This window comes from Streptomyces sp. 3330, from assembly GCF_031456635.1.
Classification (GTDB): Bacteria; Actinomycetota; Actinomycetes; order Streptomycetales; family Streptomycetaceae; genus Streptomyces.
In genome coordinates this window covers 148746-171227 of record NZ_JAVDVA010000018.1, presented here as the reverse complement: position 1 = coordinate 171227, position 22482 = coordinate 148746, and the positions used below count along the sequence as shown (strand labels likewise).

Annotated in this window: 21 protein-coding genes; 14 read left to right on the top strand and 7 right to left on the bottom strand. The window is 73.6% G+C overall.

The window, feature by feature from the left end; all coding sequences use genetic code 11:
• Positions 1-72 precede the first annotated feature (72 nt).
• The 3 genes from J2X68_RS27735 to mtnB are packed head-to-tail and all read left to right on the top strand — an operon-like array spanning position 73 to position 2008.
• Complete coding sequence (locus J2X68_RS27735; protein ID WP_310435298.1) at positions 73-672, top strand: cupin domain-containing protein; 600 nt, start codon at positions 73-75, stop codon at positions 670-672.
• Positions 669-1403, top strand: coding sequence for an acireductone synthase (mtnC, locus tag J2X68_RS27730; RefSeq protein ID WP_310435297.1), 735 nt, complete (start codon positions 669-671; stop codon positions 1401-1403). Before J2X68_RS27735 ends, mtnC begins: the two co-directional genes overlap by 4 nt.
• A complete protein-coding gene (gene mtnB, locus J2X68_RS27725; RefSeq protein ID WP_310435296.1) occupies positions 1400-2008 on the top strand; it encodes a methylthioribulose 1-phosphate dehydratase in 609 nt (202 codons plus the stop codon). Before mtnC ends, mtnB begins: the two co-directional genes overlap by 4 nt.
• Positions 2009-2086: 78 nt before the next feature.
• Here the strand turns inward: mtnB and mtnA are convergent, their stop codons facing one another.
• Positions 2087-3118 carry an S-methyl-5-thioribose-1-phosphate isomerase gene (mtnA, locus tag J2X68_RS27720; RefSeq protein WP_310435295.1) on the bottom strand — a complete coding sequence of 344 codons (1032 nt, stop codon included), beginning with the start codon at positions 3116-3118 and terminating at the stop codon, positions 2087-2089.
• 377 nt (positions 3119-3495) lie between these two features.
• On the opposite strand from mtnA, the gene J2X68_RS27715 reads away from it, so the two are divergent.
• The 8 genes from J2X68_RS27715 (at position 3496) to J2X68_RS27680 (ending at position 11948) form a co-directional block, all read left to right on the top strand.
• A complete protein-coding gene (locus tag J2X68_RS27715) occupies positions 3496-4551 on the top strand; it encodes a BMP family ABC transporter substrate-binding protein (protein WP_310435294.1) in 1056 nt (351 codons plus the stop codon).
• Positions 4532-6094, top strand: coding sequence for an ABC transporter ATP-binding protein (locus J2X68_RS27710; protein ID WP_310435293.1), 1563 nt, complete (start codon positions 4532-4534; stop codon positions 6092-6094). The genes J2X68_RS27715 and J2X68_RS27710 overlap by 20 nt, the downstream gene beginning before the upstream one ends.
• Positions 6091-7137 (top strand): ABC transporter permease subunit, encoded by a 1047-nt coding sequence (locus J2X68_RS27705; protein WP_310435292.1) that lies wholly within the window; start codon positions 6091-6093, stop codon positions 7135-7137. Before J2X68_RS27710 ends, J2X68_RS27705 begins: the two co-directional genes overlap by 4 nt.
• On the top strand, positions 7137-8003 hold the full coding sequence (locus J2X68_RS27700; protein ID WP_082412605.1) for an ABC transporter permease: 867 nt from the start codon (positions 7137-7139) through the stop codon (positions 8001-8003). The genes J2X68_RS27705 and J2X68_RS27700 overlap by 1 nt, the downstream gene beginning before the upstream one ends.
• Positions 8000-8758: a nucleoside phosphorylase gene (locus J2X68_RS27695; RefSeq protein WP_310435291.1), complete on the top strand. Its 759-nt coding sequence runs from the start codon at positions 8000-8002 to the stop codon at positions 8756-8758. Before J2X68_RS27700 ends, J2X68_RS27695 begins: the two co-directional genes overlap by 4 nt.
• On the top strand, positions 8755-10050 hold the full coding sequence (locus J2X68_RS27690) for an amidohydrolase (protein WP_310435290.1): 1296 nt from the start codon (positions 8755-8757) through the stop codon (positions 10048-10050). Before J2X68_RS27695 ends, J2X68_RS27690 begins: the two co-directional genes overlap by 4 nt.
• A gap of 101 nt (positions 10051-10151) precedes the next feature.
• Positions 10152-10823, top strand: a complete 672-nt coding sequence (locus J2X68_RS27685; RefSeq protein WP_310435289.1) for a FadR/GntR family transcriptional regulator — start codon at positions 10152-10154, stop codon at positions 10821-10823.
• Between the two features lie 189 nt (positions 10824-11012).
• Positions 11013-11948 carry a PAC2 family protein gene (locus J2X68_RS27680; RefSeq protein ID WP_057602131.1) on the top strand — a complete coding sequence of 312 codons (936 nt, stop codon included), beginning with the start codon at positions 11013-11015 and terminating at the stop codon, positions 11946-11948.
• A gap of 80 nt (positions 11949-12028) precedes the next feature.
• Here J2X68_RS27680 and mshC read toward each other — a convergent pair whose 3' ends face one another.
• From mshC to J2X68_RS27660, 4 genes are all read right to left on the bottom strand, one after another.
• Complete coding sequence (gene mshC, locus J2X68_RS27675; protein WP_310435288.1) at positions 12029-13258, bottom strand: cysteine--1-D-myo-inosityl 2-amino-2-deoxy-alpha-D-glucopyranoside ligase; 1230 nt, start codon at positions 13256-13258, stop codon at positions 12029-12031.
• 155 nt (positions 13259-13413) lie between these two features.
• A complete protein-coding gene (locus J2X68_RS27670) occupies positions 13414-14247 on the bottom strand; it encodes an SCO1664 family protein (protein ID WP_310435287.1) in 834 nt (277 codons plus the stop codon).
• Positions 14211-14801, bottom strand: coding sequence for a DUF3090 domain-containing protein (locus tag J2X68_RS27665; protein ID WP_310435286.1), 591 nt, complete (start codon positions 14799-14801; stop codon positions 14211-14213). The genes J2X68_RS27670 and J2X68_RS27665 overlap by 37 nt, the downstream gene beginning before the upstream one ends.
• Before the next feature lie 111 nt (positions 14802-14912).
• Positions 14913-15599 carry a histidine phosphatase family protein gene (locus J2X68_RS27660; RefSeq protein ID WP_310435285.1) on the bottom strand — a complete coding sequence of 229 codons (687 nt, stop codon included), beginning with the start codon at positions 15597-15599 and terminating at the stop codon, positions 14913-14915.
• Between the two features lie 62 nt (positions 15600-15661).
• Here J2X68_RS27660 and corA point away from each other — a divergent pair, with 62 nt between their 5' ends.
• On the top strand, positions 15662-16657 hold the full coding sequence (corA, locus tag J2X68_RS27655) for a magnesium/cobalt transporter CorA (protein ID WP_310435337.1): 996 nt from the start codon (positions 15662-15664) through the stop codon (positions 16655-16657).
• 34 nt (positions 16658-16691) lie between these two features.
• On the opposite strand, the gene J2X68_RS27650 is transcribed toward corA, so the two are convergent.
• Positions 16692-17480, bottom strand: a complete 789-nt coding sequence (locus J2X68_RS27650; RefSeq protein WP_310435284.1) for a ferritin-like domain-containing protein — start codon at positions 17478-17480, stop codon at positions 16692-16694.
• A gap of 373 nt (positions 17481-17853) precedes the next feature.
• Complete coding sequence (locus J2X68_RS27645) at positions 17854-18909, bottom strand: LLM class F420-dependent oxidoreductase (protein WP_310435283.1); 1056 nt, start codon at positions 18907-18909, stop codon at positions 17854-17856.
• A gap of 199 nt (positions 18910-19108) precedes the next feature.
• Between J2X68_RS27645 and J2X68_RS27640 the strand changes: the two genes are divergently transcribed.
• The gene (locus tag J2X68_RS27640) at positions 19109-20095 is read left to right on the top strand and encodes an aldo/keto reductase (RefSeq protein WP_310435282.1); all 987 of its coding nucleotides are present in this window, start codon (positions 19109-19111) and stop codon (positions 20093-20095) included.
• Positions 20092-22443, top strand: a complete 2352-nt coding sequence (locus J2X68_RS27635; RefSeq protein WP_310435281.1) for an ATP-dependent RecD-like DNA helicase — start codon at positions 20092-20094, stop codon at positions 22441-22443. The genes J2X68_RS27640 and J2X68_RS27635 overlap by 4 nt, the downstream gene beginning before the upstream one ends.
• Positions 22444-22482 lie beyond the last annotated feature (39 nt).

Below are 22482 nucleotides of genomic sequence, written 5' to 3'. Positions count from 1 at the left end.
CTCCCCCTTCTCCGCCCCGTCCGATCCGTCTCGGTATCCGGACATCCCTTCCAGAATCCTGGAGTTGCTTCCATGACGCTGCTGACGACCTGGTCCGAGTCCGGCCCGGAGACCCTGGTCCGCCGCACCTCCGACCCCGTCGAGATCGCCGCGGCCCTCGCGCCGCTGGGCGTGCGCTACGAACAGTGGCCGGTCCGCGCGGACGTGCCGTTCGACGCCGAGAGCGAGACGGTGTTCGCGGCGTACGGCCCGGAGATCGAGAAGCTGAACGCGGAGGAGGGCTTCACCACCGTCGACGTCCTCGGTCTGCACCCCGGCGACGACCCGGAGTTCCCGGCGAAGGCGAAGGCGGCCCGCGAGAAGTTCCTCCAGGAGCACACCCACGACGACGATGACGAGGTCCGCTTCTTCGTCTCCGGCTCGGGCATCTTCTACCTGCACGTGAACGGCGAGGTGCACGCGGTCTTCTGCGAGAAGGGCGACCTGCTGGGCGTGCCGCGCGGCACCACCCACTGGTTCGACATGGGCACGAAGCCGTCGTTCACGGCGATCCGCTTCTTCCACGAGGAGGACGGCTGGATCGGCAGCTTCACCGGCTCCACCATCGCCGGCCGCTTCCCGGACTACGACACGATCGCGGCCGGCTACGAGGCCGACCGGGCCGCCGCGTGAGCGTGCCGGGCCCGGCGTACGACGTGGACGCCGTGGTGCTCGACATCGAGGGCACCACGAGCGCCACGGGCTTCGTGGTGGACGTGCTGTACCCGTACTCGCGCGCCCGCTTCGCCGAGCTGCTCACCGAGCGGGCCGGGGAGCCCGCGGTGGCACGGGCGATCGCGCAGGTGCGGGAGCTGACGGGCGAGCCCGGCGCCGACGCGGCCGCCATCGAGAAGACGCTGAACTCCTGGCTCGACGAGGACCGCAAGGCGACCCCGCTCAAGAGCCTCCAGGGCGTCATCTGGTCCGAGGGCTTCGCCCGCGGCGACCTCGTCTCGCACTTCTACGACGACGTCGTGCCGCGGCTGCGCGCCTGGCACGCGGCGGGGCTGCGGCTCTACGTCTACTCGTCGGGGTCGGTGTCCGCCCAGCGGGCGTGGTTCGCCAACAGCCCCGCGGGCGACCTCACCGCCCTCGTCTCCGGTCTGTACGACACCGAGAACGCCGGCCCCAAGCAGGAGCCGGAGTCGTACCGCCGTATCGCCGGGGAGACCGGGGTGCCGGCCGACCGGCTGCTCTTCCTCTCCGACCGGCCGGGGGAGCTGGACGCGGCCCGCGAGGCCGGCTGGCACGCGGTCGGGATCCGGCGGCCGGGAGAGCCGTATTTCCAGCAGGGCGTCGGCGACCACGCGCAGGCGGGGACGTTCGGCGAGATCACCGTCAGCAACTCCGGGAGCACCTCATGACCGCCGACCTCACCGCACTCGACCTGGAGGAGGCGGGGGCGGTCCTCGCCGCGGAGTCCGCCCGGTTCGCCTCCTTCGGCTGGATGCGCGGCACCTCCGGCAACCTGTCGGTGGTGCTCTCCCGCGACCCGCTGCGGCTCGCTGTCACCGCGAGCGGCCACGACAAGGGCGAACTGACGCCCGCGGACGTGGTGCTGGTCGACGGGGACGGCGCCGCCGTGCGCGGGGGCAAGCCGTCCGCCGAGGCCGAGCTGCACGCGCGCGTGGCCGCGCTGACCGGCGCGGGCGCGGTCGTGCACGTGCACACCGTGGCCTCCGTGGCGCTCGGCCACCGGCACCCCGGCGGGATCGTCTTCAAGGACCTGGAGATGCTCAAGGGCGTCGGCCAGCCCGCGCACGACATCGAGGTGACGCTGCCGGTCATCGCCAACAGCCAGGACATGAAGGTCCTCGGCGACCGGCTGGAGGCCGCCCGCGAACCCCGGATGCCGGCGGTGGTCGTGGCCGGGCACGGCCTGTACGTGTGGGGCGACACCCCGCGCCAGGCCCGTCACCACACCGAGGTCGTGGAGTGGCTCCTGGAGCTGGAGCTGACGCGGCGCTGACCGCGCAGGACGCGCGGCACGCGCAGGGCCGCGGTCAGCCGACCGTGGCCTTCGGCGTGCCCGGCGCCGCCGGTCCGCTCAGCGCAGCCGGTCCCCGGGCAACTCCCCGGCGGAGACCTCCAGCACGCCCCGCTCGGTCACCAGGCCCGTCACCAGCCGGCCCGGCGTGACGTCGAACGCGGGGTTGTGGCCGCGCGACTCGGCGGGCGCCGTCCGGATCCCGGCCCACTCCAGCACCTCGTCCTCGCCGCGGAGTTCGATGTGCACGGCCCCGCCGTCGGGCGTCGAGAGATCGACCGTGGTGGTCGGCGCCGCCACCAGGAACGGGATGCCCGCGTCGGCGCAGGCGAGGGCGACCCCCACGGTGCCGACCTTGTTGGCGGTGTCGCCGTTGGCCGCGATGCGGTCGGCGCCCACGATCGCCGCGTCGACCTCGCCGCGCAGGATGGTGCCCGCGGCGGCCCCGTCGGCCTGGACGAAGTGCGGTATGCCCTCCTGGACCAGCTCCCAGGCGGTCAGGCGGGAGCCCTGGAGCAACGGGCGGGTCTCGTCGGCGTAGACGACCTCGAGGCGTCCGCGCGCGTGCAGTTCGCGGATGACGCCGAGGGCGGTGCCCCAGCCGGCGGTGGCCAGCGCGCCGGTGTTGCAGTGCGTCAGGATCCGCAGCGGGCGGTCTCCGCCGACCCGCTTCAGCAGCCAGTCCGCGCCGAAGGCGCCCATCGCCCGGTTCGCCTCGACGTCCTCGCGCTGCACCGCGGCCGCCTCCGCCAGGACCGCGTCGAGACCCTCGTCGAAGCGGGTCATGACCCGGTCCACGCACACCATGAGGTTCACGGCGGTCGGGCGGGCCTCGCGGACGCGGGCGACGGCCGCGCGCGTCTCGCTCTCCGTCCAGCCCTCGCGCACGCCCTGGAGCAGCGCGATCGCCACGCCGTACGCGCCCGCCGCGCCGATCGCGGGGGCGCCGCGCACGACCAGCCGCTGGATGGCGTCGACCAGAGTGTCCACATCGTGGACATCGGCGGTCACGGTGCGTTGCGGGAGAGCGGTCTGATCGATCAGCGCGAGGCCGGTTCCGGTCCACTCGACGGCGCGCAGTTCCTGGGACATAACGGGACGCTCCTGGTGTTCCAATGGTGTTCGACACCGTACATGACCTGGAAGAACCGCCGAGTGGCGGTGAGCGAACCAGAGTTCGAGACACCTCGGCGGATGTCCGGAAACGAGTGTTAGAGTCCAGCACCTGCATCCGCAGGGCGATACCAGCATCCCGCAGAACGAGACGAAGGGGGAACGCATGCCGCTGCTCACCAGGCGCCGCTTCCTCGACTTCGGCCGCTGCGCCGGCGACGGCTGTCGCGGCTGAGTCCGTCCCTCGGCCCTCCCTCGCGGCCTCTGCCGCACCGAGCACCGTCGCTCACCTCACCCCGCCGTGCGCGCACCTCAGCATCGTGATGCGCCTCTCGGCACACCCGGAAGGTTCCCCGATGCCCCGCAGACACCGCCGCTCCGTGCAGCTCGCCGCCCTCGCGACCGGCACCGTGCTCCTCGCCACCGCCTGCAACGCCGCCGCGCAGAAGGACGACCCGGCCGCGAGCGCGAGCGGCGGCAGCGGCACGTCCTTCACCCTCGTCACCCCCGACGCCGTCGGCCAGAACGAGTTCCTCAAGCTCGCGGTGACCGGCATCAAGAGCGCGGCCGAGAAGCACGACGGGACCCAGAAGGTCTACGAGTCCACCGACACCGCCTCCCAGCAGCAGAACGTGCAGGCCGCGGTGGACGCGAAGCCGGACGTCATCGTCCTCGTCGGCTTCGAGTTCGCCGACCTCGTCGCCCAGCAGGCCGAGAAGAACCCGGGCCAGCAGTTCCTGATCATCGACGCGTGCACCACCAAAACCTTCAAGAACGTCAGCTGCGCGGTCTTCCGTGAGCACGAGGGCGTCTACCTCGCCGGCGCCGAGGCGGGCCTGCTCAGCAAGTCCGGCAAGGTCGGCGCGGTCGACGTGCTCGACACCCCCCAGTTCCGCCGCTACAGCGACCCGTTCGCGGCCGGCGCCGAGAAGGTCGCCGCCAAGACGGAGACGTCGACCCGCTTCGTCGGCGGCCAGTCCCCCTTCGACGACTCGGCCCGCGCCAAGGAGCAGGCGAACACCCTGCTCGCCAAGGGCTACGACCAGATCATGGCGGCCGCGGCGGCGGGCAACTACGGCGTCTTCGAGGCGGCGAAGGCCAAGGGCGCGTTCGCGTACGGCGTCGACGTCAACCAGTGCGCCTCGGCGCCCGGCACGGTCGTCGACAACGTGATCAAGCGCACGGACATCGCCGTGGAGAAGGGCGTCGAGTCGGTCCTCGGCGGCGCGACCGGCACCACCGTCTCGTACGGCCTCAAGGAAGGCGGCATCAGTCTGACCGGCCTGGAGGACGGCGTGGACACCTCGAAGTGCGTGATCGCCGACCACAAGGACGTCCTGACGAAGGTCGAGGCGCTGCGCGACCAGATCGTCGCGGGAGAGCTGAAGGTCGATGACCCGGCCGCCGGCTGAACCCGGGGGCGGCGCCGGGACCGGCGTCGCCGTCGAGCTCCGGGGGATCACCAAGCGGTTCCCCGGCACGCTCGCCAACGACGCCGTCGACCTGACCGTCCGTCACGGTGAGATCCACGCCCTGATGGGCGAGAACGGCGCGGGCAAGTCCACGCTGATGTCGGTCCTCTACGGCATGGAGCGCGCCGACGCCGGGTCGATCCGGATCGACGGGCGGGAGGTGCGCTTCACGAGCCCCTCCGACGCCATGGCGGCGGGGCTCGGCATGGTCCACCAGAGCTTCAAACTGTTCGACTCGCTGACGGTCGCCGAGAACGTCGTCTACGCGGCCGAACCGCGCCGCTTCGGCCTGGTGGACCGGGCCGCGGCCCGCAGCCGGGTGCGTGAACTGGCCGAGGAGCACGGGCTGGCCGTGGACCCGGACGCCCGGGTGGGCGACCTGCCGGTCGGGCTGCGCCAGCGCGTGGAGATCCTCAAGCTGCTGCACCGGGGCGCCCGTACGCTCATCCTCGACGAGCCGACCGCCGTGCTCACGCCGGCCGAGGCGGACGCCCTGTTCGGCGTCCTCAAGTCGCTCACCGCGCAGGGCCGCGCGGTCGTCCTCGTGACCCACAAGCTGCGCGAGGTGCTGGAGGGCAGTGACCGGGTGACGGTCCTGCGGGACGGCCGGGTCGCCGCCCGGCTGGTCACCTCCGACACGACGGCCGGCGAGATCGCCGCCGCGATGACCGGCCGCGCGGTGGAGCTGGACCGCGTCCACGCGCCGGGGACGCCCGGCGCGGCGGTGCTGCGGGTCACCGGGTTCCGCACGGATTCCGTCCACGATGTGGACCTGACCGTATGCGCCGGTGAGATCGTCGGTATCGCGGGCGTCGCCGGGAACGGCCAGAGCGAGCTGGTCGAGGCGCTGGCCGGGCTGCGCCCGGTCGCCGCCGGACAGGTCACGCTCCAGGGCGAGGACATCACGCACGCCTCCGCCACCGAGCGGCGCGCGAAGGGGCTCGCCTACGTCCCCGAGGACCGGCACGCGGTCGGCACGGCCCCCGCCGCCTCCGTCGCGGACAACCTGGCGATGGGCCACCACCGCACCACCCTGTCCACCCGGGGCCTGCTGCCGCCCGCGGCCGTCCGCGCCCACGCCCGGCACCTCGTCGAGCGCTTCGGCATCAAGGCGGCGACCACCGGGACGCCCGCCTCCGCGCTGTCCGGCGGCAACCTGCAGAAGCTGCTCATCGGCCGCGAACTCGCCCATGAGGCACCGCTGTTGCTGGTCGAGCAGCCGACCCGCGGAGTCGACATCGGCGCCATCCAGAACATCCACGACCAGCTGATCGCCTACCGCGACGCCGGTCACGCCGTCCTCCTCGTCTCGGCCGAACTGAGCGAGATCCGCGGCCTCGCGGACCGGGTGCTCGTCATGTACGAGGGCCGGGTCGCCGCCTCGTACACCAAGGGGGAGGCGGACGAACGGACGCTGGGCCTCGCCATGGCGGGCGCCCCGGTGCAGGCCACCGAAACGAACCCCGTGAACCCACTGACATGACACGCATATCCGGAGCCCTGCGCTCTCCCCTCACCTTCTCCGTCCTCGCGGGCCTGGTCATCGGCGCGCTGTTCCTGCTCGGCACCGGCGCGGACCCGGTCACCGCGTACCGGGCCGTCGTGACCGGCGCGCTCGGCGCCGACGGCATCGGTTCGACCCTGACCACCGGCACCAGCGTGCTCGGTCTGGCGCTCGCGCTCGCGATCCCGCTGCGCGCCGGGCTGATCAACCTCGGCGGCGACGGGCAGATGGTCCTCGGCGGGATCACGGCCGCGGTGACGGGTCTCTACGCGCCGCTGCCCGCCCCGCTCACCGTGGCCCTGGCCCTGCTGGCCGGCCTGGCCGCGGGCGCCGGGTACGCCGTGCTCGCCGCGCTGTGCGAGAACCATCTCGGGGTCCCGCTGCTGGTCAGCAGTCTGCTGCTCAGCTACCCGGCGGTGTCGCTCGCCTCCTACCTGGCGCGCTATCCGCTCAAGGAGCCGGGCTCCAGCCTGCCCCAGACCCGTGCGCTGCCGGACGGCGTGGCGCTGCCCGCGTTCGGCGACTCCACGGTCACCCTCGGGCTCGTCCTCGTCGCGATCGCCGCCGCCGCGTACTGGTTCGCCGACCGGCGCACCGCCGTCGGCTACGAGATCCGCATGACGGGCCTCAACCCCCGCTTCTCCGCGTACGCGGGCGTCGAACGCCGGGGTCTGACCCTGCGGTTGATGGCGCTCTCCGGGGGCCTCGCCGGACTCGTGGGCGCCATCGGGGTGCTGAGCTTCCCCTACCGCTTCGTGGACGGCTCGCTCACCGCCCCCGGCTACACCTGGACCGGACTCACGGCGGCCCTGCTCGCCGCCGCCGCTCCGCTGGGCACGGTGGTCGCCGCGTTCTTCTTCGCCGTCCTCCAGGTCGGCGGTCTGGCGATGGAGCGCACCACCGAGGTGCCCCGCGAACTGACCCAGGTGCTCCAGGCCATCGTGATCGTGTTCCTCGCCGCCCGGCTGCGCTTCCCCGGCCGCTGGTTCGGCCGCCGCAGCCGGGAAAGCGAGGCGGTGTGATGTTCCTCGACTCCGATCTCCTCATGTCGGCGCTGCGCGCGCTGACCCCGATCCTGCTGGCCGCCCTCGGCGGCGCCCTGTGCGAGCGCGCCGGGGTCTTCAACATCGGCCTCGAGGGCATGATGCTGATGGGCTGCTTCACCTCCGTGGCGACCAGCTGGTTCACCGGCAGCCCCTGGCTCGGCGTCCTGGCGGCGGCCCTCGCGGCGGCCGCGTACTCGCTGATCCTGGCCGTGGGCGCGGTCACCCTGCGCGGTGACGCGGTGGTCCTCGGCATCGCCATGAACCTGCTGGCCGTCGGCCTGACCAGCTTCCTGCTGCGCACGGTCTTCGGCGTGCAGGGCACCTTCGACGATCCCTCCCTCGCCGGGCTGCCGCTGATCGGCGGCTTCACCCCGCTCGCGTACCTGTCGTGGGCGGCGGTCGCGGTCGCCGCCCTGCTGCTCTCGCGGCATGTGTGGGGGCTCCGGCTGCGCGGGGTCGGCGAGGCGCCGGACGCGGCGGCCACCCTCGGGGTGAGCCCGGCGAAGTACCAGTACGGCGCGATCCTGCTGTCGGGAGTGCTGTGCGGACTCGCGGGCGCGCAGCTCGCCCTCGGCAACGTCACGTTGTTCACGGAGAACATGACGGCGGGCCGTGGTTGGATCGCTGTCGTGGCCGTCATGCTGGGCCGCGCCGCGCCCCTGGGCGTCCTGCTCGCCGCGCTGCTGTTCGGGCTCGCCGAAGCGGCCGGGTTCCGCCTCCAGGGTCTCGGCCTGCCGCAGCAGGCGACGGACGCCGCGCCGTACGTCGTCACCCTCGGCGCCCTGTTCCTCACGACGGCCCGCCGCCGTCGCCGCCCCCGTACCACCGGAGCCGTCCAATGACGCAGGACCTGCTGCCCGTCACCCGCATCCCGCGCACCGGTCTCCCGGCGCACGCCGTGGTCGTCGGCGACCCGGCCCGCGCCGCGGCCGTCGCCGCGCTCCTCGACGGCGCCGAGGAGGTCTCGTACCACCGCGAGTACCGGGTCTTCAGCGGCAGCTGGAAGGGCGTGCCGGTGGTCGTCGCCTCGCACGGCGTGGGCGCGCCCGGCGCGATCCTGCTGTTCCAGGAGCTGGCGGACGCCGGCGTGCGCACCTTCCTGCGGTTCGGCACGGCGGGCGCGATGAAGGCGGGCATCGGGGACGGCGACCTGGTGATCGCGGAGGCCGCCGTGCGCGACGACGGCGTCACCCATCAGCTGCTGCCCCCGGAATACCCGGCGGTGTCGGCGCCCGAGGCGGTCCTCGCCCTCCAGCGCGCCGCCCGCGGGGCCGGCGCCCCGCACCACCGGGGCCTGGTGTGGACCCGGGCCGCCTTCCAGCCGGGCCCGCTCCCGCTCTTCTCCTACGCCGGCGCCGGACTCGCCGCCATCGAGATGGAGCTGTCCGCGCTGCTGGTCACGGCCTCGCTGCGCGGCCTGGTCGCGGGCGGTGTGCTGGTGATCGACGGGGCGAACGCCGACGAACTCGTCGACGAGCAGGCGACCGGCGGCTACGACCCGCACCGGGAGGTCGTCGCGGCCGGCGTCGAGCGGGGCGCGGTCGTGTCCCTCGAAGCGCTGCGGCTGCTCGCCGGGGCGGAAGGTGCGCGGGCGTGAGCATCGACCTGCTGGTGCACGGCGGTGACGTCCTGACGATGGACGACGCCGCGACGGTCGTCCCGGACGGAGCGGTCGCGGTCCACGAGGGCGGCGTCCTCGCCGTGGGACCGGCCCACGAGCTGCGCGAGCGCTACACCGCCGCCGAGGAGATCGACGCCGCCGGCTGTCTCGTCCTCCCCGGGCTGATCAACGCGCACACCCACCTCGCGATGACGCTGCTGCGCGGCCGCGCCGACGACGTCACCCTCCAGGGCTTCCTGGAGCGGGTGCTGAAGTGGGAGGCGGAGCTGCTGGCGCCGGAGAACGTGGCGGCGGCGGTGCGGCTGGCGGTCGCCGAGAGCCTGCGGGCCGGAGTGACCTCGGCGCTGGACATGTACTGGTTCCACGAGGCGGCCGAGCGGGCGGCCCGTGAGGCGGGCTGGCGGCTGCACACCGGGCCGACCTTCATGGACGTGCCCGGGCCGCCGGACGGCATCGCGTACGAGGAGCGGCTCGGGTGGGCGCGGCGCGACCTCGCGGCGCGCGGGCCCGCCCGGCCCGGCCACCGGCCGGTCGTCTTCGCGCACTCGGCGTACACCCTCTCCCCCGGGCAGCTCACCGAAGTCTTCGCGCTGGCACGGGAGTTCGGGGCGCTGGTGCACATCCACGCGGCCGAGAACGCCACCGAGGTCGCCACCGTCGAGGTGCAGCACGGCAAGCGGCCGGTGGAGCTGCTGGACTCCCTCGGGCTGCTCGGCCCCGATGTGCTGCTCGCGCACGCGGTCGACCTCACCGGGCTCGAGATCGCGGCACTGGCCCGCACCGGCACGGCGGTCGCCCACTGCCCGGTGTCCAACCTGAAGCTGGGCTGCGGCATCGCGCCCGTGCCCCGGCTGCTGAGCGCGGGCGTGAGGGTCGGGCTGGGCACGGACGGCGCGGTCAGCTCCAACTCGCTGGACGTGCTCGGGGCCGTACGGCAGGCGGCGCTGGTGCACAAGGCGGCGGGCGATCCGACGGCGGTCGGCGCCCGGCAGGCCGTACGGATGGCGACGATCGAGGGCGCGCGGGCGCTCGGGCTCGGTGAGCAGCTCGGCTCGCTGGAGGCGGGCAAGCGGGCCGACCTGATCGTCGTCGACCTGGACGCGCCGCATCTGCGGCCGCGCCACGACCCGTGGTCGACGCTGGCGTACGCGGCGCACTCGTCGGACGTGCGGGACACGGTCGTCGACGGGCGGGTGCTGATGCGCGATCGCCGGCTGACCACGCTCGACGAGCGGGCGGTGATCGCAGACCTGGAGGCACTGCTCTGATCTGCCCCCATAATGACGCTGAGACATCCGATGTCTGACCCGGTCCGCGGGTCGGACGTCGGGATCCGATGTCTGGGCGACGAACGACAGGGAGGCCGGTCATGGCAGTCACCGACGAGGCGATCGAGAAGATCAAGGGCATGATCGTCTCGGGTGCGCTGCGCCCCGGCGACCGGCTGCCCAAGGAGAGCGAGCTGGCCGCCGAACTGGGTCTGTCCCGCAACTCCCTGCGGGAGGCGGTGCGCGCCCTGTCGCTGATCCGGATCCTGGACGTGCGGCAGGGTGACGGCACCTACGTCACCAGCCTCGATCCGCAACTGCTCCTGGAGGCGCTGAGTTTCGTCGTCGACTTCCACCGCGACGACACCGTCCTGGAGTTCCTGGCCGTGCGCCGCATCCTGGAGCCGGCCGCCACCGCGATGGCCGCCCTGCGGATCAGCGAGCAGCAACTGGACGCGCTCGACGCCCAGTTGGACAAGCTCGGGGCCGAGCCGTCGGTGGAGGAACTGGTCGCGGGCGACCTGGAGTTCCACCGGGGCATCGTGCAGAGCGTCGGCAACTCGGTGCTGTGCTCGCTGCTCGACGGACTGTCCGGGCCCACCACCCGGGCCCGTATCTGGCGCGGCCTGACGCAGGAGGACGCGGTGGCCGGCACGCTGCGCGAGCACCGGGCGATCCTGGCGGCCCTGCGCGACCGGGACGCGGAGGCGGCGCGGTCGTGGGCCACGGTGCACATCGCGAGCGTGGAGCAGTGGCTGCGCTCGACGCTGTGAGTCCGCGGCGCCCGACCCTGTGCGCCACCTGTGGGTCGATGCCGTGAGTCGGGTCCGGCCGGGGGTGTCCGGGGGTGGCGAACGGGGCAGTGATCCGTTCACTCCCCCGTGCAAGGGGGCTGCGAGCGCTCCCGCGGAACGCCGTAAGGTTGGGTGGTCAAGCGAGGGCACGTCGGAAGGAGGCGCTGGGTGATCGAGCTCGAGGGGGTTCCCGAGCTGATCGACCCGGTCATGGTGGCCGCGTTCGAGGGCTGGAACGATGCCGGCGACGCCGCCTCCACCGCGGTCGGGCACCTGGAGCGGGAGTGGAAGGGCGAGGTGTTCGCGGCGCTGGACGCCGAGGACTACTACGACTTCCAGGTGAACCGCCCCACGGTGTGGATGGACGCCGGCGTGCGCAAGATCACGTGGCCGACGACAAGGTTGTCGGTCGTCCGGGTCGGCGGCGACAAGCCACGCGATCTCGTGCTCGTGCGCGGCATCGAACCGTCCATGCGCTGGCGCTCGTTCTGCAACGAGCTGCTGGGTTTCGCGCACGAGTTGGGCGTGGAGCTGGTGGTCATCCTGGGCGCCCTGCTCGGTGACACCCCGCACACCCGACCGGTCCCGATCAGCGGGACCACGTCCGACGCGGACCTGGCGCAGCGGATGGACCTGGAGGAGACCAAGTACGAGGGCCCCACGGGCATCGTCGGCGTTCTCCAGGAGGCGTGCACGCATGCGGGGGTGCCCGCGGTGAGCCTCTGGGCGGCCGTGCCGCACTACGTCTCGCAGCCGCCGAACCCGAAGGCGACGCTGGCCCTCCTCAACCGCCTGGAGGACCTGATCGACGTGCGCATCCCGCTGGGCGAGCTGCCCGAGGACGCGCGGGCCTGGCAGGTGGGCGTGGACCAGCTGGCCGCGGAGGACAGCGAGGTCGCCGAGTACGTGCAGACGCTGGAGGAGGCGCGGGACACCGCGGAGCTGCCGGAGGCGTCGGGTGAGGCGATCGCCCGCGAGTTCGAGCGCTATCTGCGGCGCCGGGACGGCGGCGGCCCGCCGGACCCCGGGGAGCGGACCCGGCCCCCGAAGCCGCCGAAGCCGAGCGGCGACGCCTCCGACGACAGCGATTCCTCGGAGGACTAGGACGGCGGGACAGAGGAGCGAGAGGGGCGGTGCGCCGAAGCGCACCGCCCCTCGTCGTGCCCGTGCACGGACGCCCTCGGCTAGAGCGCCACGCCCAGCAGCGCGTCCACGGCCCGTGAGACGACCCCGGGGGCCCCGATGTCCGTACCGCCCTGCTCCTGCTGGAGCGCCGCCCAGCGGTCGACGGCGGCGAGCGCGGCCGGGGCGTCGAGGTCGTTGCCGAGCGCCTCGCGGATCTCCTCGACGAGCGCCTCGGCGGGCGGCCCGTCGGGCCGGGAGACGGCGGCGCGCCAGCGCCCGAGCCGGGCCTCGGCGTCCGCCAGGACCTGGTCGGTCCACTCCCAGTCGGCCCGGTAGTGATGGGCGAGGAGGGTGAGCCGGATGGCGGCGGGGTCGACGCCGTCCTGGCGCAGCTTCGAGACGAAGACGAGGTTGCCCCGGGACTTGGACATCTTCTCGCCGTCCAGGGCGACCATGCCCGCGTGGACGTACGCCTGCGCCATGGGGAACTCGCCGGTCAGCACCTGGGCGTGCGAGGCGCCCATCTCGTGGTGCGGGAAGGCCAGGTCGGAGCCGCCGCCCTGCACGTCGAAGCCCATCCCGAGGTGGTCCAGGGCGATGGCCACGCACTCGATGTGCCAGCCCGGCCGGCCGCGGCCGAGCGAGCCGCCGTCCCAGCTGGGCTCACCCTCGCGGGCCGCCATCCAGAGCATCGGGTCGAGCGGGTTCTTCTTGCCGGGGCGGTCGGGGTCGCCGCCGCGTTCGGCGGAGAGCAGCCGCATGGCGGCCGCGTCCAGGCCCGAGACCCGGCCGAAGTTCGGGTCGGACTCGACGGAGAAGTAGATGTCGCCGTCGAGCTCGTAGGCGGCGCCGGCGTCCCGCAGCCGCTCGACGAGCGGGACGATGCCGGGTATCGCCTCGACGGCGCCTATGTAGTGCCGCGGCGGCAGCATCCGCAGGGCGGTCATGTCCTCGCGGAAGAGCGCCGTCTCCTTCTCGGCGAGGGCGACCCAGTCGACGCCGTCGCGTTCGGCCCGCTCCAGGAGCGGGTCGTCGACGTCGGTGACGTTCTGGACGTAGTGAACCTGCCGCTTGGTGTCGAGCCACACGCGCTGAACGAGGTCGAACGCGTTGTAGGTCGCCGCGTGACCGATGTGGGTCGCGTCGTACGGCGTGATGCCGCAGACGTAGATACGGGCGACGGGACCGGGGTCGAGGGAGACCGGGCCGCCGGTCGCGGTGTCGTGGATCCTCAGGTCGCGGCCCTGACCAGGCAGGGCGGGGACCTCGGAAGCGGGCCAGGCATGCATGTCATGAGCCTAACCGGACGGAAGTTGCGTATACGAACCGGAGCAGGCCAGATGGCCGGGAAGGCCCTCTTGTGCGATTCCGTCCGGCATGCGTCCCGGCGTGCGGGCGCCGGCCGGCCCGGGGGGGGGCGGACGGCCAGACCCGGGCCGGCCGGTCAGACGGGGGGCCAGGGGATGGCGGGCCAGTCGCCGCTCGGCTCCGGGTGCTTCCCGCTCGCCAGCAGCGCGTCGGCACGCGCGCGCGTGGCGTCGACCTCGGCGGGGGTGATGAGCCCGGCCAGGGTGACCGCCAGCCGCCCGCCGGGCTCCAGCGCGCCTCTGAGGGCCTTGAGCACGTCGACGGCCTCCCCGGTCAGGGGCTCGCCCGCCCAGCCCCACAGGAGCGTGCGCAGCTTGTTCTCGGCGTTGAAGGTGACCCCGTGGTCGATGCCGTACAGCCGGCCGTCGGCGGTGGGCAGCAGGTGGCCGCCCTTGCGGTCGGCGTTGTTGATCACCGCGTCGAGGACGGCGAGCCGGCGCAGCCGTTCGTCGTCGGCGTGCACGAGCAGCGCGGTACGGCCCTCGCCGGCCTCGGCGAAGCCGATCGCCCTCCAGCCGGGCCCGGGCTCCTCCGCGTCCACCAGGGCGAGCAGCTCCGTCTCCGGGGCCGTCTCGATCCACAGCTGGCACATGCCCTCGCCGTACGGCCCCTCCCGCAGCACGGTGGGCGGCACCAGGCCCCAGCCGGTGGCCTCGGAGACCTCGTAGGCGGCGACCTCGCGCTGGGCGAGGGTGCCGTCGGGGAAGTCCCACAGCGGCCGCTCCCCGGCGACCGGCTTGTAGACGCAGGCGGCCTCGCGGCCCTCGTACGCGACGGTGCAGTACAGGGCCGCGTTGGAGGCGTCGCGGATGCGGCCGCGGACGGTGAGCTCGCCGCGCGCGAGGAGTGCGGCGGCGGCCGGGTCGGTGGTCGTCACGCCCCCCGGCGGTATCCGTTCTGGCGCGGACATACGTGTCCTTCCGGATCGAGCGGCAGGCTGCACAGCGGGCACGGCGGACGGCCCGCGTTGACGACGTCGAGGGCGCGCTTGGCGAAGGCCCGGGCCTGTGCGCCGGTGAGCCGGACCCGCAGCATCGGGGGCCCGTTCTCCTCGTCCTGCAGGAGCTTCTCCTCGGCCTCGGCGAGGTCCTCCTCGGAGTCCGCCTCGAGCTCCACGAGGGCCTGCGCCTCGACGATCATGCGCTGTTCCTCGCCGTCCCAGGCGAGGGCCATGGTGCCGACCCGGAACTCCTCCTCGATCGGCGTGTCGAGGGGGGCCGTGTCGGTGTTCTCGGCGGGCGACATCGCGGGCACGGGCGCGCTGCCGCCGCTCCGGCGCACGACCTCGTCCAGCAGTTCGTCCATGCGCTCGGCGAGCGCGGCGACCTGGGTCTTCTCCAGGGCCACGCTGGTCACTCGGGAGCCGGCGGTGGCCTGGAGGAAGAAGGTACGGCGCCCGGGCAGTCCGACCGTACCGGCCACGAAGCGGTCCGGGGGGTCGTAGAGGAACACCTGACGGGACACGTCCTGTCTCCATGGGAATCGTGGGTCATCGTGGGCCGGGGAACGCGTGGGGGAACGTCCCTGCGGGTACGCGCGCGTTTGCGGACCGCTTCACCCTACTGCGGCCGACGATCACGGTGCGCCCGCACCACCCCCGACCGTCGCGTCCCCGGCCGGCGGCTCCTCGCGCGGGGCGAGCGACGCGAAGTCGCCCGTGTCGCCGAGGCGCACGAGAAAGGGGCGCAGCCGGGTGTAACGGATCGCGGTGACGGAACACGGTTCCACAGAGATCCGCTGGAAGAGGTCGAGATGAAGCCCGAGGGCGTCCGCCACGAGCGACTTGATGATGTCGCCGTGCGAGCACATCAGATAGACGGCGTCGGCGCCGTGGTCGCGTTCCACGCGCGCGTTCCACTCGCGCACCGCCTCGGCGGCGCGGGTCTGCATGGCCCGCATGGACTCGCCGCCGGGGAACGCGGCGGCGGAAGGGTGCGCCTGCACGACCTCCATCAGGGGTTCGTCCATCAGTTCGGCGAGCTTGCGTCCGGACCAGTCGCCGTAGTGGCACTCCCCGATCCGCTCGTCGGTGTGGGCGCGCAGGCCGGGGCGGGCGGCGAGGAGCGGCCGGATCGTCTCCTGGCAGCGCTGGAGGGGACTGGCGACGACCTCGGCGATCGGCAGCGCTTCGAGCCGCCCGGGCAGGGCGGCGGCCTGCGCGGCCCCGCGCTCGTCGAGGGCTACGCCCGGCGTCCAGCCGGCGAGCAGTCCGGAGGTGTTGGCGGTGGACCGGCCGTGCCGGACGAGGATCAACGTGGGCATGCCGCCCAGGGTAGGCGCACGCGGGCGTGCGCCGGTGAGGGTGCGAAGGGAGGATGCGCCGAGTGATCGTCGACTGCGCGGTCTATCGCGACGGGCGCCGCACGGAGGGCCCGGAGGACTTCTCGGACGCGCTGGCCGAGGCACGGGCCGCGGGCGGTTTCGTGTGGATCGGGCTCCACGAGCCGACCGAGAAGGAGTTCGACCACGTCACGCAGGAGTTCGGGCTGCATCCGCTCGCCGTCGAGGACGCCCTGAAAGCGCACCAGCGGCCGAAGCTGGAGATCTACGACGACTCGCTCTTCCTGGTGTTCAAGCCGGTGGTCTACGAACAGGAGAGCGACGCCGTCTCCTCCGGTGAGGTGATGGTCTTCCTCGGCGACGGCTTCGTGGTGAGCGTCCGGCACGGCGAGGGCTCCCCGCTGGCCGCCGTGCGGCGCCGGATCGAGCACGAGCCGGAACTGCTCGCCAAGGGCCCCACGGCGGTGGTGTACGCGATCGCCGACGCCACGGTGGACCACTACCTGGACGTGGCGACGGAACTCCAGACGGACCTGGAGGAGCTGGAGGCGGAGGTGTTCTCGCCGGACGGCGGCGGCTCGCGGCACACCGCGTCGCGGATCTACCGGTTCAAGCGGCAGATCCTGGAGTTCCGCCGGGCCACCGGCCCGCTGGCTCCTCCGCTGTCCCGACTGGCCCGCACGAGCGCGTCCGCCCCGGGCGTGCCCTTCATCGACGACCGGGCGCGGCCCTTCTTCCGCGACGTCAACGACCACCTGATGCGGGTGAACGAGTCCGTCGAGGGGCTGGACCGGCTGGTCACGGACATCCTCTCGGCCCACCTGGCGCAGATGAGCGTCCGGCAGAACGACGACATGCGGAAGATCTCGGCGTGGGCGGCGATGGCCGCGGTCCCCACGATGATCGCGGGGATCTACGGGATGAACTTCGAGCACATGCCGGAGCTGCGGTGGGTGTGGTCGTACCCGGCGGTGATCGCGCTGATGGCCGTGCTCGAAGTGCTGCTGTACCGGTTGTTCAAGCACCGGGGATGGCTCTAGGGGCCGGTTCCCGGACCCGTCCCGCGCCCTGCTCTCAGGCGAACTCGGGAGCCGGGACCGCCGGACCGCCGAGCGCGTCGCGGCGCTCGGGCATCTCCAGGGTGACCATCCGACGCCAGCCCGCGAACCGCTCCCAGGCGTACACGGCGCGGACGCCGGCCGCGAGGAGCGCCGCCCGGCCCTTCGACCAGCCGAGGATGTCCCCCATGTGGGCCATGACGGCCAGGCTCACGTCGCGGTAGATCCGGATCTCGGCGAGCGCACACGCGCGCAGGGTCCGGTGGATGGCGCGGCCGTGTCCCGCGCGGGCGAGGCGGAGCAGTTCCTCGTGGCAGTAGGCGAGGTGGTTGTCCTCGTCGTCGGAGATCATCCTCACCGCGCGGCCGAGGTCGGGATGGTCGGCGAAGTGCCTGCGCAGCAGTTCCATCTGCTCGGAGGCCCGCTGTTCGGTGACCCGGCTGTGCGCGAGGTAGGTGACGATGTCGTGCACGGTCAGCGGGTGGTCGGCCCGGAGCCGGTCGTGCGCGAGGCCGATGCCGGCCTGCTCCAGGAGCATCGTGTAGTCCGTGTCGCGCGGGACGGGCACGGGGGTCAGTCCGCGCTTGCGCATCAGGGCGTTGAAGATCCGCCCGTGCTTGTCCTCGTCGGCGCCGTGCCGGGCGATCTTGGGAGCGAGGTGGCGTTCGCTCTGCGGGACGAGCGCGGCGATCCGGCCGTTCTCCCAGCCGCCCTGCGACTCGCCGCCTGCGGCGATGGAACAGAAGAGAGCGAAGGATTCGTCGTTGTCGATGATCTCCTGGAACAGACTCTTGGCCGAAAGCATCGTGGGGGCACCTCTCCGCATCGCGCAGGATTCCGCAGCATTCCGCAAGGAACGAGTCAAATGCGGCACGCGGGGCGGTGCAACAGCTGTGTCGGACAACTGCGCCGAAAGAGGGATGCCCGGAGTCGGTCCTGAGGCGTAACCGCGCGCCGGGTGGCGCGTTGTTCCGCATGACGGCCGTGGCGGGGAAGACCCCCGAGCCCCCACCACGGCCGCTGTCATTCCCGGAATCCCGGCCCGGAGATCCCCCGTCCCGGCCTCAGGTCCCGGTCGGCCTCCGGTCCCGGCCGACCACCACCCGGTCCCGGCCGACCACCACCCGGTCCGGGCCGCCCATCCGGACCCGCCGGACCGACCCGACCGGCCGGACCGGCTAGCCCAGGCCGGCCAGCTCGGCGGCCTGCACGCCGGCCCGCAGCGAGGCGAGGCGCTCGTCGAGGGTGAAGCCCGCCGGGGCGAGGGTGAGCGTGGTGACGCCGGCCGCCGCGTAGGCCTTCATCCGGTCGGCGATCCGCTCCACCGAGCCCAGCAGCGTGGTCCGGTCGATCAGCTCGTGCGGCACGGCCGCCGCGGCGCCCTGCTTGTCGCCGGAGAGGTACTTGTCCTGGATCTCGTCGGCGGCGGCCTCGTAGCCCATGCGGCGCGCGAGCTGGTTGTAGAAGTTCTGCTTGCGGCTGCCCATGCCGCCGACGTACAGCGCGGTGTAGGGCCGGAAGGTGTCGGCGAGCCGCTCGACGTCCTTGTCGTCGCCGAGGGCCAGCGGCAGGGTCGGACAGACGTCGAAGCCCTCCAGGGTCTTGCCCGCCTTCTCGCGCCCGGCCCGCAGGTGCTTGATCGCGGTGTCCTCGAGGTGCTCGGCGGACGGGAAGATGAGCAGGGCGCCGTCGGCGATCTCGCCGGTCTGCTCCAGGTTCTTCGGACCGATGGCGGCGATGTACAGCGGGATGTGCTCGCGCTCCGGGTGCACGGTCAGCTTGATCGGCTTGCCCGGGCCGCCCGGCAGCGGCAGCGTCCAGTGCTCGCCGTCGTACGACAGCCGCTCGCGCGTCATCGCCTTGCGGACGATCTCCACGTACTCGCGGGTGCGGGACAGCGGCTTGTCGAACTTGACGCCGTACCAGCCCTCGGAGACCTGTGGTCCCGACACGCCGAGGCCGAGGCGGAAACGGCCGCCGGAGAGCGAGTCGAGGGTGGCGGCGGTCATCGCGGTCATCGCCGGCTGGCGGGCCGGGATCTGGAAGATCGCCGAACCGACGTCGATGCGCTCGGTCTGCGCGGCCACCCAGGTGAGCACGGTGGCCGCGTCGGAGCCGTAGGCCTCGGCGGCCCAGCAGACGGCGTAGCCGAGGCGGTCGGCCTCCTGGGCGACGGCGAGGTTGTCGCCGTCCATTCCGGCACCCCAGTAGCCGAGGTTGATCCCGAGCTGCATGGCCGATCCCCTTACTGATCAGTAACGACGCTGTTGCGGAGACCATAGCGCGGGCGCCGCGGGGCCGGGAGTGCGGTGTGGCGAGGGTCGCGGCGGACGGATCCGGGGTCCCGGCCTGCGGAACTCGGTTCCGCGTCCCGGAAATTCGGTTATCCACAGGCAACCCACCGCCCAGTTATGGCCAGTAATCTCGGCGTTCATGGAGCAGAGGCATCTCGGCCGCACCGGCCTGCGTGTGTCCCGCATCGGGCTCGGCACCCTGACCTGGGGCCGCGACACCGACGAGCACGACGCCGCGGACGTCCTGAAGACGTTCTGGGAGGCGGGCGGGACCCTCGTCGACACGGCCGACGTGTACGGCGACGGGGACGCCGAATATCTGCTGGGACGCCTGCTGGAGGGCCTGGTTCCGCGCCGGGACCTGATCATCTCGACCAAGGCGGGCAGCGTCCCCGACCCGGACCGCCGCTACGACGGTTCCCGGGGGCACCTCCTCGCCGCCCTGGACGCCTCACTGGCCCGGCTGGGCACGGATCACGTCGACCTGTGGCAGGTACACGCCTTCGACCCCGACACCCCGCTGGAGGAGACCCTCCAGGCCCTCGACATCGCTGTCGCGAGCGGCCGCGCCCGCTACGCCGGGGTCTCCAACTTCTGCGGCTGGCAGCTCGCCAAGGCGGCCACCTGGCAGCTCGCCGCGCCGGGGGCGCGGACCCGGCTCGCGGCGACACAGATGGAGTACTCGCTGCTGCAGCGCGGTGTCGAGCGCGAGGTGCTGCCGGCCGCCCTGGATCTGGGCATCGGCCTGCTGCCCTCCTCTCCGCTGGGCCGCGGCGTCCTCACCGGCAAGTACCGGGGCGACGCCCTGCCGCCGGACTCGCGCGGCGCCTCGGACCACTTCGGGCTCTTCGTCGAGCCCTATCTCGACGACACCGCGAGCCGCATCGTGGACGCCGTCTCGACCGCCGCGGACGGCCTGGCCGTGACCCCGCTCCAGGTCGCCCTCGCCTGGGTCCGCGACCGGCCGGGGGTGGCCGCCCCGATCGTCGGCGCGCGCAACGCGCAGCAGCTCACGGCCGCATTGTCAGTGGAGGCCCTTAGTCTTCCTGACGAGATCTGCCGGGCCCTCGACGACGTGTCGGCGCCCGTGCACCGCTATCCCGATCACGACTGGAGCACGCTGTGAGCACGGAGTCGGTTCCCCCGGAGAGCACCGAGAACGCCGGACCGGCGACACCGGAGGCCGCCGCGGAGCCCGGGACCCCGGACGACACCGCGACGGCACAGCCCGGGCCGGCGGCCGACAGCGCTTCGACGAGCGACGACGAGACCCCTGCCGCACGCGAGGACGCGGACGGCGCGCGCGACTGCGAGCAGCCGGCCGCCGTGAAGGCGGCCGCGGCAGCCGAAGCAGGCACGGAGGCCCGAACAGAAGCAGAAGCAGGAGCAGAGGACGGCAAGGCCGACGCCGCCGAGGCGGCCGCGCAGCTCTCCGAGGCGCAGGCCGAGCTCGCCGCGCAGAAGCTGGAGCGGGAGCGCATCGAGCGGCGCCGGGCCGAGAAGGCGGAGCCCATCGAGAGCGGGACCAAGCTGAGCGGGAAGGCCGCCGACCTGCTCGCGGCGGTGCGTGCGGTGGAGGGCGGGGCGAAGCCCCCGGCCACGGTGTTCGCCGATCCGGCGCCCGCCCCGCGCCGTCCCGCGCCGGAGCAGGTCCGCCGACCCCAGCCGGCCCCCGTACCGGCGGCGGCCGCCGCACCGGCCCCCGCGGCGCAAGCCGTCGAGGGCGTGCGGCGCGTGCTCGGCGCCGGTGGCGCGCCGGAGACGCTCGCGCCGCAGGCCGCCGCCACGCTGGGCGAGGGCGCCGAGGATCTGCTGCGCGAGGACCCGTGGCAGCTGCTGCGCGTCCCCGGTGTGCGTCCCGAGCAGGCCGACGGGTTCGCGCGGGCGCTGCTCGGACCGGAGTGCGCGCCCGACGACGAGCGACGCGGGCGCGCGGTGACGGTCTGGCTGCTCGAGCAGGCCGCCGTGGCCGGGCACACCGCCCTGGAGCTGCCGACGCTCACCGCCGCTCTCGTCCGGCAGGCGGTGCCGGACGCCGAGGCGGCCGTGCAGAGCGCGCTGGCCGAGGGCGAGGCGCTCGTGTTCCAGGACGCCCTGGACTCCGTGGACGCCGCCCGGACCGGTCGGCCCGAGGGGACGGCCGAGAACGGCGGGCAGGAGAGCGGGGAGGACGGCGAGGAGTCCCGGCCGGTCCGGGTCCTGGTGGGCCTGGAGCGGTACGCGCTGGCGGAGGAGAGCCTTGCCGACGCGCTGGCCCGGGTGGTCAACTCGCCGGCCAAGGAGGCCTCCGCGCGATGGGAGCCGGTGACGGCCGACGCGTCCGGCAGCACCGCCGAGCTGCTGCGCGCCGTCGCCGGACACGGCCTGGTGCTGCACACCGGCGGCGAGGCGTCCCGCGCCGAACCGGCGGCGCTGCTCACCGCGGCCCTGGCCGTGGGCCTGCGCGCGGTCGCGGCCTGCCACGCGCCGGACAGCCGGCGGCGGTTCGCGGCGCTCCTCGGCGAGCGGGCGGCGGACGGCGCCGTCGTCACCGTCCCGGGGCTGCTGGCCGGCACCGAGGGTCCCGGGCGGGACGCGGACGGTGCCTTCGCCCTCGATCTGCTGGTCGTGCTCGACGCGCCGCAACTGGACGTGGAGAGCGCCGCGTTGCTGGCGGAGTCGCTGCCGGACGGGGCGCGGCTGGTGCTCAGCGGTGATCCGGCGGTGCTCTGGTCGGCGGGCCCGGGCCGGGTCTTCGCCGATCTGCTCGCGGCGCGCGCGTGTCCGCAGGTCGCCTCGCGCACGCCCGACCCGGGGCCGATCGGCGAGCTCGTCTCCGGCGTCGGCATCGGCGAGCTGAACCAGGTCGACGCGCCCGGCAAGGAGATCGTGATCGTGCCGGTCCGGGAGGCGGGCGAGGCCGTGCACCGGACCGTGCAGCTCGTCGCCGACTCGGTGCCGCGGGCCTTCGGGATCACCCCCGAGGAGACGGTGGCGATCACCCCGGGCCACGGCGGTGCGGCCGGTACACGCGCGCTCAACGCCGCCCTCAAGGAACGGCTCAATCCCGGCCCCGGCCGCTTCGGCGGCTTCGACCCCGGCGACCGGGTCGCCTACGCGCCCGCCCCGGGCCGCACGATGCCCGGCCGGGTGGTGACGGCCGACGCGGAGGGGCTGCACCTGTCCTGCGCCGACGGTCCGGTGGTCGTGCCGAGGGACCGGGTGGAGCAGGCCGTGCGGCACGGGTGGGCGCTGACCGCGCACCAGGCCGTGGGCAGCCGGTGGCCCGCGGCGGTCGTGGTCCTGCCGGGCGACGCCGCGCAGGTTCTCTCACGCCCCTGGGTGTACACGGCGTTCGGCCGGGCGGAGCGCCATCTGTCCGTGGTGCACGGCGTCGAGCAGGCTCTGCCGAAGGCCGTCGCCGAGGTGCCGGCGAAGCCCCGCACGACCCGCCTGCCGGCGCTGCTGCGCACGCAGCTCCCGGCGGCCGAGTAGCGCGGACGGCGGCGGTCCCGAGGGGGTTCCCCCGGGACC